Genomic DNA, 17,083 nt, shown 5'->3' with positions numbered 1-17,083 from the left:
CAGTCGCCATTTTGACCTCGTTGACTGACCCGATGCGTTACCCCAGCGAAGACATCGTCGACTTATATGCCCATCGATGGGAAATCGAACTGGGCTACAGAGAGATGAAACAACATCTGTTGGAGAGTCGTTTTACGCTACGCAGTCAACTACCAGAGCTGGTGACTCAAGAGCTGTGGGGCGTGCTACTGGCCTACAATCTCATTAGATATAAGATGTTGCTGATGGCTAAAAGCTTGCCATCGGTCCATCCTAATCAACTGAGTTTTAGGGATGCGGCGAGTTATATCATCTTTAAGTTGACGCAACTGCCATCACAAACGCCGGGGAATGTCCCGAGAGACGTATTGGATATAGAACGAAATGCAAGGCAATTTAAGTTGGATGGTAAACGGGAAAGGGCTTATCCACGAGTCCTTAAAATGAGTAAAAACAAGTATCCGGTTAGACCAAAGAAAAATGCCGTTCACTCTTAAGTGAACGGCATTACGCATTCGCGGGTCTTTTCAGTTTGCTTAATCGAGTTTTAAAGCGATGGCACTGTGAAACCTAAGTTGTCAGTGACCACATTTTTAGGGGTTGTGACTTTCAGCGATACACTGGCGTTGGCCGATGCTGTAAATTTCAGCGGCGAACCTAGACTGCCTTTCGCATAAACAGTATTGGGCACTTCGAAGGTTTTAGGCGCTCCAGCACAATCGACGCAAAGTTCGATACTAGTCGTAGCAGGCATGATTTGATTCGCACTGTCGTGGACAAATACTACAAACTCAGAACTAGCACCAACGGCTACAGGTTTGATGTTATTGACACTCGGCAATAACACTCCGTCTTGCATCACACTGATATAAGCCTGTGAGCCTGACATGCTCATTACTAAGGCTTTGCGGATATAGGTTTTATTGGCTTGGCCTTTGCCGCAGAGTGCGCTTTCGCATTGTGGACCGTTAAATTTACCATCGGCAAAACTATATTCTTTTGCTTGAGTATTCCAAAATGGTTCGGCTGAATTCCTAATGCCATCTTCATTGTCATCCCTAAACGCATCACCTAGATCACTAAAACCACTAGGAAGATAGGCTTCGATGTCCATGCCATTACCGGTGCATTTTTTTGTAACGCCTGAATTCGTTAAACAAGCCAAGTCAGTCACAGGCGTGCCATTGATGTCTTTACTGATATCGGCATCATCAAAGATGTTATTGCCATTGGTATCGAAGAAGGTTTCGTGACCTAAGGCATAAGCGAGAATCGTGATGCGGTGATCGGGTACGCGTGCTGATTGTGATGTCCAAACGACGCTACAAGTGCCATTTTTAGTGACACATGATGTCGGGATCTGGCCGCCTTCTGTGGTGAAGTTAACCGCGGTATCATCGGGCGCTGGATTACCAAAACTATCGGAGGCTCGAATGGTGATCGTTGCCGTTTCACCATTAAAGTCACCTGCTTCTGGATTGAATACTGTCGTTGATAGACTAAATCCAAGCTGTTGCGGCAAGCCGGTATTGACTGTTAGTTGCTCTGACTGGCTAGTGATGACTTCGCTCGTATCAGCGTCAACGGCAGTAGCGACTACGCGTACTGGTGTCGGTACTGTGCCGGATAATACGCGCACACTGGTGATACCTTGGATATTAGTCAGGCCTTCCGCGTGAGCAGTGCCATTAGCAAAACTTAAACCGCCAACCACAGTGTCTAAGGTAAAGCTAACCTTTTGTTGCTCAGTGGGTTTTCCATTAGCGCTGGTGACTTTGAAGCTGACTAAAGAGGATTCGCTTGCACCTGTGCCACCCGCACCTTTGATGCGAATTTGTGCCGGCTCTGCCGACTCAAAACTTAAGCTGGCAAGGGTTTGGCGTTGCAGTGTGAATGGGAAATTTGCCGTTAGCGTCTGATTGCCTGCTACTGTTGTGGCGATGATTTGGTCGCTACGCTCGCTATTGCCACTGCAACTTGTGTCTTGGAAGGTTGAGCTGGCATTACCCGATAGCGTAGTGACGGGTGTATCGAGTGTCGCACTATTGCTGTTGGTGCAATCTGAGCTAAAGCTGATGGAAGAGGGTGCTTGCACTCGGGTAATAGTACCGTCATTGGCCTCTAAGACTAAACTTGCGGTCACCCCAAAGCTGCCCCCTGCGCTGATCTTATATGCTTCATTGGCATCGGCCGTTAAGGTGCTCGCCAATTTACCTTCGATAAAAACAGCGCCATTGAATGAGCCGAGTTTCAGCGTGCCTTCTTGATTGACCGCATCTTTACTCAAGACTTCATACAGACTGCTGGTTTGCAACGATTGACCTTGGTAGTCCACTGTTACTGTGAGGGAGTTTGCCCCTAATTCAGTTGCACTTGGCGTATAGGGCACCTGCGCAATACCTTGAGGGTCGGTCAACGCACTTGCAGGATTCAGCGCTGCAGAGCCGGCGCTGAACGTCACTTTCGCGCCTTCGATGCCGTTGCTTTCGCTATCGAGCAATATGGCTTGCAGTTGTACCGACTCATCGACTTTGAAGCGAGTCACTAAGGCTGAGCTATTTAAAATACTGGCGCTGAGTTTAGGAACGGCAGGAGAGGTACCATCGCTAACAACTAAAAACTCAAAATTGCGGGTAGCTGTTAGCGCCGTTGTGGAATCTTTTGGAGTTGTCGTTGCAGTAATTGTCCCTGCATTGACAAGTAAATCAGGATTACTAACGATAATAATGGCTTCACCGTTATTATCTGTTAGTTTGCTATTAGGTGTTAATACACCAAGGTCTGTCGTAAAGTCGACTTTCTGATTGCTCACTGTAGCTGAGCCTTTCTTTAACTTCGCGACTGCGCAAAAACCTGTGTCTTTAGGGAAACTTTGGAGTGAAGTAACACTGCCGCATTCAGAACCCGATAAGGTCTTAAAGTCGATAGACAGTTTATAGATACCGTCAGTGGCATCTGTGCCACCGTTATCTTCGTCCGCAGGGCCGTTACAGGCCCCGAGTCCAAATAGTCCAATAAAAAGCAAAGCTAGGCTACATAACGTTTTGCTAAGTCGCATAAGCAACATCCTTGTGGGGCTGAAGTTAATTAGTCTTGGATTTCGCTGCGTAGATATTTAAACAGCTCTTTAGATGATTTTGATTCTGGACCTTTGGCCAGTTCTTTGGTGGCTTGACGCACCAAAGTACGCAGTTTTTGTCTGTCTAATTGCGGATAATGCTCAACTAAGGTTTGAATTTCATCATCACCTTGGGTGAGTAAGCGTTCACGCATTTTTTCGAACATCTGCAACTTCGCAGTTTCGTTGTTGTTTTTATTCAACACGATAGCGAGTGAAGCCTTGATAGGCTCAATATCAAAATTACGCATCAATTTGCCGATATACTGCATGTGGCGACGATACGCCTCAGTATTGACCTTGATTTTGCGTGTTTGCAGGATAGCGTCGTACAAAAACTCATCCAGCTCGATTTTATCTAGCTGAGTCTTGCTCAGTGAAACAAGCTCCATACCGACTTTTTGCACGGCTTCGCTGTCGCGCTTGTCCGTTGTTTTGCTGCTGACATAATCTTCATCTATGTCGTAGGGCTGTTTAAAATGTTCTGAATCACCAACAATCTTCATATCGATAAAACCTCAAGTAATTTACTGGCTAATAATAACATCTCCAACCAAAAATCGCCTAGGTGAATGTGCTTAGGATACGCGCTCAAGCCTAAGTCCGCCGCGAATAATTAATGTGAATGGGATTTGTGTTTGTTATGCTACGGCAATTGCCGACAACGAAAGAGTAGCTTTGTGTCTTTGAACAGAATCGATAGTGAATTGGGCGCGCTGAAAGATGCGGTGGCCGTGGCGCTGGAATATGCCAACAAATTAGGAACGAATGCTGCCGAAGTGGCAATCAGTAAACAACAAGGTTTGTCGGTTTCTACCCGTTTAAAAGAAGTCGAAACCGTTGAATTTAATAAAGATGGTGCCTTAGGGATTACGGTTTACCGCGATGGTTGTAAGGGCAGTTCATCGACGTCGGATTTAAGTCCAGAGGCTATCGCCTTAGCGGTGAAAGCGGCCGACGATATCGCCCGTTATACTTCTCCCGATCCATTCAGTGGTCTTGCCGATAAAGCCTTGATGGCAAATCAGATCCGCGATCTTCAGCTGTATTATCCAGAAGATATTTCCCCCGATGAGTTAGCCCAACTGGCGATCCGCGCCGAAACTGCGGCACTCGATGCCGATCCGCGCATCAATAATTCCGACGGCGCCAGTGCCAATGCCCACACTGCGGTTAAAGTGTATGGCAACAGCCACGGTTTCTTAAACGGGTATTGCAGCTCGCGTTATAGCTTAAGTTGCAGCGTGATCGGTGAAGATAGCGAAGGCAATATGCAACGGGATTACGATTACACTATCGCCCGTAAATTCAACGAGATGCTTGCACCTGAAACGGTCGGTTTAAAGACCGCCGAGAAGACAGTCAGCCGCCTCGGTGCGCGTAAGATTGCGACAACGCGTTTACCTATTTTATTAGCGCCAGATATCGCCACAGGGTTAATCGGCCACTTCATCGGTGCGATCAGCGGTGGCAGTTTATACCGTAAATCCAGTTTCTTATTGGATTCGATCAACACCCAAATCTTCCCCGATTGGTTCAATATCGAAGAACAGCCGCATTTACTGGGCGCACTGGCGAGCGCGAACTACGACAGCGAAGGCGTGTCGACTCAAGATAGACGTATTATCGACCGCGGCATGTTAGAAACCTATTTGCTGACCAGCTACTCGGCGCGCAAGTTAGGCTTAACCAACACGGGTCATGCGGGCGGTATCTATAACTGGACCCTTGGCCATACAGGCCAAACCTTTGACGAATTGGTAAAAGACATGGGCACAGGTTTGATTGTGACCGAAGTTATGGGCCAAGGTGTGAACATGGTAACGGGCGATTATTCCCGTGGTGCGGCAGGTTTCTACGTTGAAAACGGTGAGATCCAATATCCAGTGGAAGAGATCACTATCGCGGGTAACTTAAAAGAGATGTTCCGTGGCGTGCAGGCCGTGAGTAAGGATTTTGATCTGCGCTCATCGATTCGTACCGGCGGTATCTTGTTATCTGAAATGAAGATTGCGGGTAACTAATCCATAGTTTTACTCTTTGTGCATAGTGCTTAAGTCGTCTCAGTGCTTTATTGCCTGTACTCTAGTGTCAGTAGCATGAATATGGTTTGAGCATAAAAAAGGGCAAGCGATTAATCACTTAATCTGCTTGCCCTTTTTGTTTAACGCGCTGATTAGGGCTATTCGCCCTAATCAGCGGTATCGTCACAAATCCATGTCGTTAAAAATCAGTCGTTAAAACGCATAGCTTGCGCTGAGTTCGAACGAGCGGCCTGCACCGGCAATCTGCTTAAAGCCATTGGTGTTATCGGCCTTAAATTCCGCCACACTCACACCGCCCAGTGGCAGCTCATAGTAGCTGTCGAATAGGTTATTCACCGCGAAGGTTACAGTCAGATCCTGCCATTTCATGCTGCTGTTTAAGTTAAGCAAGGAGTAGCTATCGGTTTCATTTTCAAGGCGGCGTTCATCCACGCGATCTTTGGTCGCAACCCATTGCCATGAAAGACTGTTTTCCCAGTTACCGAGCTGATGTTGCAGTGCCAGCTCAGTTTGCAGTGGCTTGATTTGATATAAAGGCTCATTGCCTTCATCCCGCTCACCACGGGTCACATTCACTTTACCTAACACTTGCCATTTACCTGTGCTGGTTTCGGCAAACTGATAGAGCGCATTAAAACGTGCGCCATAGAGATTGGCATCTAAGTTAGTGAATTGAAGAATATTGCGTTTGCCATCAGCTGAGCTAGTGCGATTGAAACTGCCAATCACTTCGGCATCGATATAGTCAGTCACCGCTGTGTACCAAGCTGTGGTCGAGACTTGCCAGCTATCACCGTTATATTTATAGGCTGCGCTCAGGGTGTGGGCGGTTTCTGGCTTTAGATCTGGATTACCCACATAACCATTACCATCGCCATACCAACCTATCATAGTGGTTGCCATAGTGCCGCGACCCCAGCTGTAACGCTCGTACAGATTGGGGGCTCGATTCTTGCGGGCAAGGCCAAACTCAAGTTGTTGATTGGCCGATAATTGATAGCGCGCCAGTAAGGTGGCGTCGATCAGATCATCATTACGCTCTCTGTCCAGCTCGTTAAAGGCCTGCGCCGCAGCGGCATCCATATTCGGCATGCCCATCATTGGCATGTCACTATAAGCTTGGACTTCACCCGTATTGGTGGTGACATACTCAAAGCGAACACCCGCCGATAACCACCAGCTTTGACTTAAATCTTGCTGCCATTCGCCATAAACGGCGGCGCGGCGGCGTTCACCATCGTTGATGTTGATGTAGTCATTGGGTGCCATCATAGTGCCAGGCACCGCAGGCCAAACATCGTCGAGCTGGTAGCTATAGTATTCTTGGCCGACCAGTAAGGTGCTGTCATCGCCCATTGGCAAGCGCCAGTGCAGTTGATAGCTGTAGTCGTCACCTTCAGTGTTCATCGGCATCTTGCCGGTTTTTTCTGGGGTGAAAAAGCCCATCTCGTGCTTCACGCCGTGCCAATTGAATTGGGCGCTGAACTCACCGTCATCGTCAAGTTTGAGTTGATAACGGGCGAGGGCACCGTAACTCTTGTTATCCGTCATATCCATGTATTGGTTAGCAAAACCTTGAAATGGAATATTCTGATGGGTCAGTTTGATGGCAACTTCTTGAGTCTCATCGCGCCATGCGGCGGTCAATGCATGGTTTTGGGCGCGGTACAGGGTATCGATGACTTTATCGCCATTGCCATCTTTATAGCTGTTGGCATCTTCATAGGCGCCTTGATAGCTTAGGCTGATATTTTTGCTGGCAACTGTGGCATTGGTGCCCAGTAGCAAGGTATCACTCACGCTGCGGTATCCCGTTGAGATATCGCCGCTATTCCACTTGATGCTATCGCTTTCGCCAAATTTAGGATTAAGGCTGCTGACCTTGATCACCCCCGCTATATTGTCGCCGCCCGCGCTGACTGGCGATACACCCGCAATCACTTCGGCTGTGGTGACTTGATTGGCGGAAATATAAGACAGCGGTGGATTCATTTGATTGGCGCAGGAAGCGGTAATGTCCGCACCATCAACTAACACTTTAATGCGATCGCCCATCATGCCATTGAGAATAGGCAGGGCTGATACGCCACCCGCTTCGGAGAAATCTACTCCTTGTCCTTTCAGCAGGTTTTCAGCCGAACCTAGCGTGTTGCGGTTTTCGGTCTGTTGGCCGTGGACTTCTAAGCGTTCAATATTGGCTAATTCGCTGTCATCGGCCATTGCCTGTGGCGCTAGCGATAAGCCCATGGCGATTGCGAGGGATGAGGAAATTACTGAAGTTTTAAACGGGTGAGATAAATACGCAGAATTTGCAGCCATCTTATTGTCTTCCATTCACTTGGATTAATTGCGCTGCATTATAAAGAGCATCTATGAGTGACAGGTGCGGCATATTGTCGCAGAGGGCAACAAAGCGGGTTAAAAACAGAATTGAGCTTGAGCAGAAGGTAAATTCCTCGCACTTGAATCACTTAGGCCATGATTTTCTTTGACTCTTTAAACATTGTGCTCATCAATCATCGATAAGCACATCAATGGAATCCTGCTTTATCAGCCGTTAGAGGAGGCGTGAGTTTTTAAGACTTGAGCTAACCAAAATACTTGCTATACAGCCGCTGAGTTTCGCCTTGGGAATCCATGGCAGCGAGTGCTTTGGCAAACTGGAAAGCTTTAGAATCAGGCGCTAACACTGTGGGATTATTGTCTGGGCTGATGGGGGTATCGGCGCGATAGTTTGGGTTGTGCCTACCGTGGTAGTGACGGCTTTTTTTCGAGAAGCCGAGGTACATTTCCTGCGCTGATTGGCAGCAGTTATAGTGGAGTTTGAACTGAGTGGGGTCGCGATCGTTAAGGTAATAATGCAGCGTGGTTTGATCGTAGATGAAAAAATCCCCTTGGTTTGAAAGCAAATAATCCAAGGCTTTAGACACATTGAGTTCAGGCGGTTTACGTACTTGTATTTTGTCCGGCAGGCCGCCAAAGTCGTAACTGCCGGGGGCGATTAAGAGGGTCATCTTGTTGTTGACTAACTGCTCAATCGAGCGAATATCGGCGGCGCCCGCACGGCTAATGCCTATGGCGCGTTCCGAAAGTCCATTAGGGATAAAGTGCGCATATTTAGCCCGATCTTCGGTGAAGTTAAGCCCGGGATAAAAGTCGATATTGCCGAGTTTGAGATCCCGCAGTATGCGTAATTTAGGTGCGCGCACCACATTGAGTTTGCAGCCAATCTTGTCCGCTGCCGCTTGGTAAAGGTCGTGATAAAATCCCGTGTTATTGGGCTCATCTCCGATAAAAGGTAAGCGTTCGCTGGTGCGATACCCCATGGTAATCACACAGGCGTCTGAACTGGAAAAGGCATTGGCGAGCGGGGCTTGAAGCGTCATCAGCAAGAGCAGTGCGCCGAGCCAAGGTTGAGCGACTAAGGTGGATTTCAAATTGATCTCCTTATCTGTCGATTACAAAGTGTAACCTGAGTGCCAATAAAGGTTATGGCAAAATCCGTAAACTAAATCTTAAAATTCATTAACTAAATCTTATTGATTATTAAGCTTAATATATTATTTTTGTTTGAATAATCTATCATACTTTCCTACTAGTCAAAGCCATTTTTTATGTTGGAGTGCACAAACTCTGTACATCTGATTTGATTGCGTTATAGTTTGCGCTGTTAGGCCATGGGCTTAACTTTCATTAAGCAGTGAGGCATAAAATGACTAAGCAAAAACCGCAAAATATGACCTTAGAACACGAAAGTGGCCGAGGCACCATTACCGACAACGCACTTAAAGCGTTAGTGACGAGCCCTTTATTTAGGACCCGCACCGAGAAAGCCAAAAAGGGCAAAGGGTCATATGACCGTAATGCACAAAACCGAAAGGGGCATCAGCATAAGGGCGATGCCCCTTTTGACTTTCTAGGTCTGCGCTTTTGCTAATCTGTTGTTTCCCCTGTTTTAGCCCGCTTGCTTTAATCCCTCGTTAGTCCTGCCCGTTCCTGCTACTTCCCCAGCCTCAACATCCGTCTTTACGCTTAAATCAGCCTTATTGTCGATAGTCGCTTTCCTTCTGAGAGCTTAGCTTGGAATGAATTGGTACTTTTACCCTGAGCGAGTATGGTGAATGCTTAGAGGGTTCTAGCGAAGGAGATGCGCATGGCACAGCAATATCGAATCGAACACGACACTATGGGTGAGGTAAAAGTCCCCGCAGACTGTTATTGGGGCGCGCAAACCGAGCGTTCACGGCAGCACTTTCGTATCGGTGTCGAAGCGTCAATGCCGATTGAAGTGATCCATGCATTTGGTTATCTCAAAAAGGCCGCCGCCATCACCAATCAACAACTCGGCACTTTGACTCAAGCTAAAGCCCAACTGATTGCCCAAGTGTGCGATGAGCTGATTGCGGGCGAACTCGATACGCAATTTCCCTTGGTGATTTGGCAAACGGGCTCGGGCACGCAAACCAATATGAACGTCAATGAGGTGATCGCCTATCGCGGCCATGTGCTCTCCGGTGGGCAACTCACCGATGCGGTTAAATGTTTACATCCCAATGACGATGTTAATCGCTCGCAATCTTCCAACGATACTTTCCCTACCGCCATGCACATTGCTGCCTATCGTCAAGCCGTTGAGCTGGTTTTGCCCGGCATGAAGTTATTGCAGCAGAGCTTGCAGCACAAGGCCGAGGAATTTGTGCACCTAGTTAAAATCGGCCGCACGCATTTTATGGATGCGACACCGTTAACCTTAGGCCAAGAGTTTTCGGGTTACGCCGCGCAATTAAGTCATGGTATCGAAGGCATTGAGCACAGTCTCAAGCGGGTGGCCGAGTTAGCCTTAGGTGCGACTGCCGTGGGCACTGGGCTGAATACGCATAAGGATTACGCCGTTAAGGTGGCGGACAATATCGCAAAGCTCACAGGCTTGCCCTTAGTGACTGCGCCGAATAAGTTTGCCGCCCTTGCTGCCCACGATGAATTAGTCGCGCTATCGGCGGCCTATAAAGTGGCGGCGGTCAGTTTAATGAAGATCGCAAATGATATTAGGATGTTAGGTTCTGGACCGCGCTGCGGCATCGCTGAGTTATTCCTGCCTGAAAATGAACCGGGTTCGTCCATCATGCCGGGAAAAGTCAACCCGACTCAGGTTGAGGCCATGACTATGGTGTGCGCGCAAGTCATGGGCAATGATGTCGCCGTTGGCATTGGTGGCAGCAATGGTCAGTTTGAGCTCAATGTGTTTAAGCCGATGATTATCGCCAATGTGCTGCAATCGGGGCGCTTATTGGGGGATGCTTGCCAATCGTTTAATGATCACTGCGTGGTCGGCATAGTGGCAAATGAACCACAGATTGCTAAGCATGTGGAAAACTCACTCATGCTAGTGACGGCGCTGAATCAACATATCGGTTATGAAAAGGCCGCTAAAATAGCTAAAAAAGCCCATAGCGAGCACAAGACACTGCGCCAAGCGGCATTAGAACTTGAGTTAGTCACGGAGGAAGAGTTCGAGCTTTGGGTCGATGCCAATAAGATGTTGGGACCAGATGTCTAGTGAAGGTAAAAAGCAGGGCGGGCTTCGCCCTGCTAGGACGCTGCAAAGAGCGCAGCTGCTAGAATCTAGAACCTAGAACCTAGAACCTATCTTAGTCTTGGGTGTCAGCGTCTACTACTTCGGCCCATAGATCGTGTTCGTCTGAATGGGTGATGCGGGCACGCACTAACATGCCAGGCTCCAACTCAGTTTCACCATTGATAAACACCATACCGTCGATTTCAGGTGCATCGGCGAAGCTGCGGCCAATGGCGCCTTCTTCGTCTACATCGTCAATCAGAATGTCTAAGGTACGGCCAACGAAACGGGCTAAACGCTCGGCGCTGATCTCGGCTTGGACTTCCATAAATCTGTGGTATCTGTCTTCTTTCACTTCTTCGCTGATAAGTTCGGCGATGGTGTTGGCGACAGCGCCATCCACTTCTGAATACTTAAAGCAACCTACGCGATCAAGACGTGCTTCTTTTAAGAAATCGAGCAGGATTTGGAAATCCTCTTCGGTTTCACCTGGGAAGCCGACGATGAAGGTTGAGCGGATCACTAGATCGGGACAAATTTCACGCCAGCGTTGAATCGCTTCTAACTGACGGTCAACACGGCCTGGACGCTTCATCATCTTCAGGATGCGTGGGCTTGCATGCTGCATTGGAATATCCAAATACGGCAGAATTAAACCTTCGGCCATCAGCGGGATCAACTCATCAACCCATGGGTATGGATAGATATAATGCAGACGCACCCAAGCGCCCATTTTACCCAGTTGGCGCGCTAGGCTAGTAATGTCTTGCTTGACTGGCATACCGTTCCAAAAATCGGTACGACCGCCTTTGTCTTTGCCGTAGGCCGAGGTATCTTGGCTCACGACTAGAATTTCTTGTACGCCTGATTCCACTAAACGCTTAGCTTCATCTAAGATGCTGCCCGCTGGGCGGCTGTCGAGATCGCCACGTAGTGAAGGAATAATGCAGAAAGTGCAACGGTTGTCGCAACCTTCTGAAATCTTTAAATAAGCGTAATGCTTAGGCGTTAACTTAACCCCAGTTTGTGGGATTAATGATGTGAAAGGGTTGTGTTCTGGCTTAGGCACATATTTGTGAACGTGCTTTAACACAGCTTCGTAGCTGTGTGGGCCAGTGATTTCTAACACATCTGGATGTACTTCGCGGATTTGGTTTTCTTTGGCGCCAAGGCAGCCAGTGACGATCACTTTGCCGTTTTCTTCTAAGGCTTCACGCACAGCGTCCAGAGATTCTTCAACCGCAGCATCGATAAAGCCGCAGGTGTTGACGATAACCAGATCGGCATTGGCGTAGCTGTTAGTCACTTCGTAGCCGTCGATGCGTAACTGAGTCAGAATACGCTCTGAATCCACGAGGTTTTTTGGGCAGCCCAAAGACACGAAACCGATGCGATTCCCAGTGGTAACAGCATTAGTGCTTGCTGCTTCTAATGTTTTTACTGGGATATCAAGCGTGGTCGTTTGCTTGGGTTTAAAAGTTTCAACTGTCATGGTTTCTCGCTGAGGTATAAGCCGCCTTAAAAAAGATGGCGGATTATACCTGAAGTGGTTAAAAGGTACAGTAGCTTTGGCTGAAAAGTGTACAACTGGGGCGCTGAATATACCAGTTAACCCTAAGGCCTATTTGGGGTGTGGGTATAGAGATATCCGCTAGAGATCCGCAGTCGAACTCATAGGGATAAAAAGAGCTAAATATTTTTCAGAAAAATTAACCCTTTTTAAAATCCGCCGCGTTTATAGGGAGCAAGAAACAGTTTGTTGATGCTGTTACATATTGGTACAGGTATTGGCACTTTTTACTGATAGCCTAAGCGCTAAATAAGCGACAAAGTCGTGTTAGCCGTCTCGTTTGAATATGCGTTCTATTTGAAGTGGTTTAGCTATAAGCACATTATTTTGGAGTAAGTTATGAAAAATTCTCTTTTAGCGGTATTGGTAGCGGGTGGTCTTTTTTCGAGTGCGTTTATGGCGCCAGCAGTGCTTGCCGCTGAGGTCGATTTCCCCCACATTGAAACCATGGGTGTGAGCCAAATCCAAGTCGAGCCCGATATGGCGGATGTGAATGTGGAAGTGGCCGTGACCGAAAAAACCGCTAAAGCCGCCAAAGATAATTCCGATGCCGCCGTGGCTAAGTTTATCGCCCGTCTCACCGCAGCGGGGGTGACTAAAGACCAGATCCAGAGCGCGAATTTAAATCTTCAACCGCAATACGTGTATTTGCAGGATAAGGCACCAGAGCTGACGGGTTACACCGCCAGTCGTCAAATTACCGTGACGGTAACAGACTTAAGCCGCTTAAATGCTATCTTAGATTCAGCCTTGGAAGAGGGCATGAATCGGGTGAATAACATCGCCCTTAAATCGAGCAAAGAAGCGGAATACATCGCCAAGGCACGCCAAGCCGCGATTGTTGATGCCAAACAAAAAGCCGAGTCTTTGGCTAAAGGCTTTGGGGAGAACCTAGGTAAGATCTGGCAGATCCGTTATTACGATCAACGCCCCGTGCAACCTGTCATGTTACGCATGAGCGCCAAAGCCGATGCCATGGGCGCCGCCGAGAGCTATCAGTACGGCCAAGTGAGCATAGAAGATAGGGTCGAAGTGATTTATAAACTGAAGTAAATCAATCATCAGTATGTGACTATGGATGAAGTTCCGATAGGGATTCATCCATTTTTATTTTTCTGCCTCGCACCAACGTTTCATTTCTTTTGTCATCGGCCCTTTATTTTTTATATTCCAGATTTTATTAACATGATGAACAGTAAAAACTGGCAAATTTAAACATTTATCCTCACACTAGTAAGGTGATGTTAAGGAGGCCGTTTATGGATTTCCCCGCTCGAATAAAGCAGCAAACATGCATGGATTGCTTAAGTGGTAAGTCATTAGGATTTGAAATTCGCATGGCATTTCAACCTATCATTCATTGGCCTAGCCGTGAGATTAGCGGTTATGAAGCCCTTGTTAGAGGTCCCGAAGGTGAAGGGGCCGCGTGGGTGTTTGCGCGAATTAACGATAGCAACAAATACTATTTTGATCAGGCTTGCCGGGTTAAAGCGATAGAAACCGCTTCAAAGCTGGGACTCGATAAGATGCTCAGTATCAACTTTCTGCCCAATGCAGTGTATAACCCTGAGACCTGTATCCGCGCGACGATTGAAGCCGCCGACATGTATGGGTTTGATATCCACAAAATCATGTTCGAAGTGACAGAGGGCGAGCAAATTGTCGATCGGGCGAAATTAGTCCGTATCTTCGAGAGTTATGCTAAACGTGGTTTTATCACCGCAATCGATGATTTTGGCAGTGGTTTTGCTGATTTAAGTTGGTTGGATGCCCTGCGTCCCCAAGTGCTAAAACTCGATATGACCTTGATCCGTGATATCGATGCCGATAAAGAAAAACAGCTGGCGGTGGATGAAATACTGCGTATTTGCCTAGAGCTTAATACCAGAGTTTTGGCCGAAGGGGTTGAAACCGAAGGTGAACTGAATTATCTCGCGGCTATAGGGATTGAGTATTTTCAGGGTTATTACTTTGCTAAACCTAAGCTCGAATATTTAACTACCTATGAAGAGCTGAACTTTCATGCACCATAGCCGCGCTCGTTCAACTTCTTAACCTATCTGGATCTTCTGCTTTGTGCATTCACCATAGAATCTAAAATGGCGATATCGACACATCTGGCTAAGCTTATTCGGACTCAAACACAGGAGGTGTTATGAAACAGTTTACAGCTTTAACCCTATTCGCATCCTGTTCCTTGCTGCTAGCTAGCCCAGTATTTGCCCACGGTGACATCGGTGAACCCTCGGATGGCGCCAAGGGAATGGCCGGTGCCATGGGCACTATAGAATTTAAACCCTCTGATTGGCAAGAGAATAAACAGAGCTGGTGGAAGGACAGTGATGGTGTTGCACCCGGTGTTGCCGGTTGCCATGTCGGCACCGATGAACAAGGTGTGCCTAATGGCAGAATGTTTGGTGAGGCGTGTTTGCCCGATGGCTTGTTAGTCGAATCCAATCCTGGCAAAGATGTGATACACGGTCACAGTGACGACTTAGGTCATCCTGATACCTTTGACTGTAATGCTTGGTGTGTTGGCGAAGGTAAAACTGCGGGTATGTGTGAAGTGGCCGCTGCGCCACCTTGCGAGCAATCCGCGAGATGTGCCTGCAAGTAGTTAATTGTGAGTGTGAGCTCGATGTGTGTTGTGAGTTCACTGCGATTATCGCGCTTAGCGGCTCTCCTATCCAACATACTTATTTGAATCCTTGAGTGTACAATTGGCCGCTTTAGCTTTAGCCGTACTGAGCTGCGGGGCAATTGTTTGTTTATGATATCGGCTAACTGATATATCATGCGCCACCTAAAATTGCCCTTGTTACCTATTCGCTACTATGTCTTCCAACGCGCTCTATACCGATTTATCCGGCTATTACGATTTAATGTGTTCTGATATTAACTACCAGCAACAGAGTGCGAGCATTCATCGTCTGCATCAGTTCCTTGGCAATAACGGTAAACAACACCTTGATTTAGCTTGTGGTACGGGTCCGCATGTGCGGCATTTTATCGATCTTGGTTATCAATGCAGTGGCCTCGATATCAATCAGCCAATGCTTGACATGGCCATGCGCCGTTGTCCCGAAGCCCAGTTTAACCTCCAAGATATGACAGCTTTTTATTTAGAAGAGCGCGTCGACTTGATTACCTGTTTTTTATATTCCATCCATTACAGTGCTTGTATCGAACGGCTTAAAAGCTGTATCGCCAGCGTGCACAGTGCGCTCAATGACGGCGGACTGTTTTGTTTTAATACTGTCGATAAACACAGAATTGATAACACTACCTCGGTTAAGCATTTTGCCGAGTTTGATGGTAGTCATTTCGCCTTCGAATCCGGCTGGCATTACAGTGGTCAAGGCGAGAAACAGTCCTTAAAGTTGAGTATTGCCAAAAGCAGTCTGCCGTTTACTGAGGTGTCAGCTTCGGCTTTACCAGTCTCTGACATGAAAGATTTAGGCTCGCTGGAAGCGGGGTTACAGGCTGCAGGTTTGCAGGAAGTCGGCTTGCAAGAACTACACAGCATTGAGCAATGGCAAGATCAACATGCCATGGTTGCGACTAGCTTCACAGAACTGCAGGAACTGTTAGCCCCCTATTTTGAAGTACATGTTTTCGAACATGATTATGAAAGAATCGTCCCGTGGGATCTCGCATCCGGCAACGCGCTGTTTGTCTGCGTGAAGATTTGACCTTCTGTTGAAGGTTCGGCAACTCAAATGACTCTTCGCAACGTCGAAGAGCAAGGGCGATTCATTGGGTTTAAGTAAGGTTTGTTAGCCCTTAAAAACAAAATGAGTCTTGGGTGCTCTGTCTTTTCAATTCTCTTTTCATACTTTTGTTATGATGGCTGGCGGCTGATTTCGTGCTTCAATGTACGGTAAAGCGAACGCTATTATTGATGGAATGACTGGCAGTATGGAGAGTTGATATGAAGCAACTAGCAGAAAACCTGTGGATTTTTGATGGTGAGGCCGTACCATTTTTTACCTTGCCCTATACCACACGGATGACAGTGATCCGTTTGAATAATGGCGCTTTGTGGGTACATAGCCCAATCAAACTCACCTCTGAACTTCAAGCACTGGTCGAAGCGTTAGGCGAAGTTCGTTATCTTATTGCGCCTAACCACTTGCACCACCTATTTTTAAAGGACTGGCAGCAACGTTATCCGCAGGCCCAAAGCTTTGGCACTGCGGAAGTTCAAACAAAGCGGCCAGATCTTCACTTTGATGGGCTGTTCACCGCTCAATTTCATGCCATGTGGGCGACTGATATTGACCAACTTTTATTTACGGGCTCTCATTTCATGCAGGAATGTGTGTTCCTTCATAAAGCATCGCATACTTTGATTGTGACGGATCTTATCGAAAACTTTTCACCCGAATCTTTTAATGCCTTGCAGCGGTTATTGGCTCGCGGAGCGGGAATACTCGCTCCAAACGGTAAAATGCCCTTAGATTGGCGCTTAAGTTTTATGTTTGCTAAGACACAAGCGCGCAGTCATATTGATAAAATATTAGCTTGGGAGCCCAAAGCCATCATCATGGCCCATGGTCTTATTATCGAGAATGATGCAACGGCATTTTTGGAAAAATCATTTTCTTGGGTAAATAGGGAAGGATAATATTATTATTTTTGCCTCAATAGCATTTTAGCGTTTAAACCGCTATACATTATCAGCGAATAAAAGGCGGACACTTTATAGTTGAATTCAGGAGTTAACTATCTGCAATTTTATTTAAAATTAACCAGTGCGACATGAATGATGACTAATTTGTGAGATGTTGTAGGTT

Annotated in this window: 14 protein-coding genes; 9 read left to right on the top strand and 5 right to left on the bottom strand. The window is 47.2% G+C overall.

The features are described 5' to 3' along the window. Positions 1 to 476, top strand: a 476-nt coding sequence (locus tag MO387_RS15880) for a transposase (protein WP_242326410.1), incomplete at its 5' end; no start/stop codon positions are given. A 50-nt stretch (positions 477 to 526) separates the two neighbouring features. Here the strand turns inward: MO387_RS15880 and MO387_RS15875 are convergent. Both MO387_RS15875 and yjgA read right to left on the bottom strand, forming a co-directional pair. Continuing rightward, a complete protein-coding gene (locus MO387_RS15875; RefSeq protein WP_242326409.1) occupies positions 527 to 3,037 on the bottom strand; it encodes an Ig-like domain-containing protein in 2,511 nt (836 codons plus the stop codon). Positions 3,038 to 3,066: 29 nt separating this feature from the next. Then, positions 3,067 to 3,603 (bottom strand): ribosome biogenesis factor YjgA, encoded by a 537-nt coding sequence (gene yjgA / locus MO387_RS15870; RefSeq protein ID WP_011847919.1) that lies wholly within the window; start codon positions 3,601 to 3,603, stop codon positions 3,067 to 3,069. A gap of 174 nt (positions 3,604 to 3,777) precedes the next feature. On the opposite strand from yjgA, the gene pmbA reads away from it, so the two are divergent. Then, positions 3,778 to 5,121, top strand: coding sequence for a metalloprotease PmbA (gene pmbA, locus MO387_RS15865; RefSeq protein ID WP_242326408.1), 1,344 nt, complete (start codon positions 3,778 to 3,780; stop codon positions 5,119 to 5,121). Positions 5,122 to 5,334: 213 nt separating this feature from the next. Here pmbA and MO387_RS15860 read toward each other — a convergent pair whose 3' ends face one another. Continuing rightward, positions 5,335 to 7,461, bottom strand: coding sequence for a TonB-dependent receptor (locus tag MO387_RS15860; RefSeq protein WP_242326407.1), 2,127 nt, complete (start codon positions 7,459 to 7,461; stop codon positions 5,335 to 5,337). Positions 7,462 to 7,730: 269 nt separating this feature from the next. Next, positions 7,731 to 8,579: a transporter substrate-binding domain-containing protein gene (locus MO387_RS15855; protein WP_242326406.1), complete on the bottom strand. Its 849-nt coding sequence runs from the start codon at positions 8,577 to 8,579 to the stop codon at positions 7,731 to 7,733. A gap of 275 nt (positions 8,580 to 8,854) precedes the next feature. On the opposite strand from MO387_RS15855, the gene MO387_RS15850 reads away from it, so the two are divergent. Continuing rightward, a complete protein-coding gene (locus MO387_RS15850; protein WP_242326405.1) occupies positions 8,855 to 9,079 on the top strand; it encodes a ribosome alternative rescue factor ArfA in 225 nt (74 codons plus the stop codon). Between the two features lie 216 nt (positions 9,080 to 9,295). Next, positions 9,296 to 10,699, top strand: a complete 1,404-nt coding sequence (gene fumC, locus MO387_RS15845; RefSeq protein WP_242326404.1) for a class II fumarate hydratase — start codon at positions 9,296 to 9,298, stop codon at positions 10,697 to 10,699. Positions 10,700 to 10,790: 91 nt separating this feature from the next. Here fumC and rimO read toward each other — a convergent pair whose 3' ends face one another. Next, a complete protein-coding gene (gene rimO / locus MO387_RS15840) occupies positions 10,791 to 12,209 on the bottom strand; it encodes a 30S ribosomal protein S12 methylthiotransferase RimO (protein WP_242326403.1) in 1,419 nt (472 codons plus the stop codon). A gap of 417 nt (positions 12,210 to 12,626) precedes the next feature. Between rimO and MO387_RS15835 the strand changes: the two genes are divergently transcribed. The 5 genes from MO387_RS15835 (at position 12,627) to MO387_RS15815 (ending at position 16,914) form a co-directional block, all read left to right on the top strand. Then, on the top strand, positions 12,627 to 13,340 hold the full coding sequence (locus tag MO387_RS15835) for an oxidative stress defense protein (RefSeq protein ID WP_242326402.1): 714 nt from the start codon (positions 12,627 to 12,629) through the stop codon (positions 13,338 to 13,340). A 206-nt stretch (positions 13,341 to 13,546) separates the two neighbouring features. After that, positions 13,547 to 14,320, top strand: coding sequence for an EAL domain-containing protein (locus tag MO387_RS15830; protein ID WP_242326401.1), 774 nt, complete (start codon positions 13,547 to 13,549; stop codon positions 14,318 to 14,320). A 122-nt stretch (positions 14,321 to 14,442) separates the two neighbouring features. Beyond that, complete coding sequence (locus tag MO387_RS15825) at positions 14,443 to 14,904, top strand: hypothetical protein (RefSeq protein ID WP_242326400.1); 462 nt, start codon at positions 14,443 to 14,445, stop codon at positions 14,902 to 14,904. Between the two features lie 217 nt (positions 14,905 to 15,121). After that, positions 15,122 to 15,979 (top strand): class I SAM-dependent methyltransferase, encoded by an 858-nt coding sequence (locus tag MO387_RS15820; RefSeq protein ID WP_242326399.1) that lies wholly within the window; start codon positions 15,122 to 15,124, stop codon positions 15,977 to 15,979. A 239-nt stretch (positions 15,980 to 16,218) separates the two neighbouring features. Further along, positions 16,219 to 16,914 carry a DUF4336 domain-containing protein gene (locus MO387_RS15815; protein WP_242326398.1) on the top strand — a complete coding sequence of 232 codons (696 nt, stop codon included), beginning with the start codon at positions 16,219 to 16,221 and terminating at the stop codon, positions 16,912 to 16,914. Positions 16,915 to 17,083: the final 169 nt, after the last annotated feature.

It is taken from the genome of Shewanella sp. N2AIL (assembly GCF_022690845.1).
GTDB lineage: Bacteria > Pseudomonadota > Gammaproteobacteria > Enterobacterales > Shewanellaceae > Shewanella > Shewanella baltica.
The sequence above is the reverse complement of the archived record's forward strand: the minus strand, read 5'-3'. Positions and strand labels throughout refer to the sequence as shown.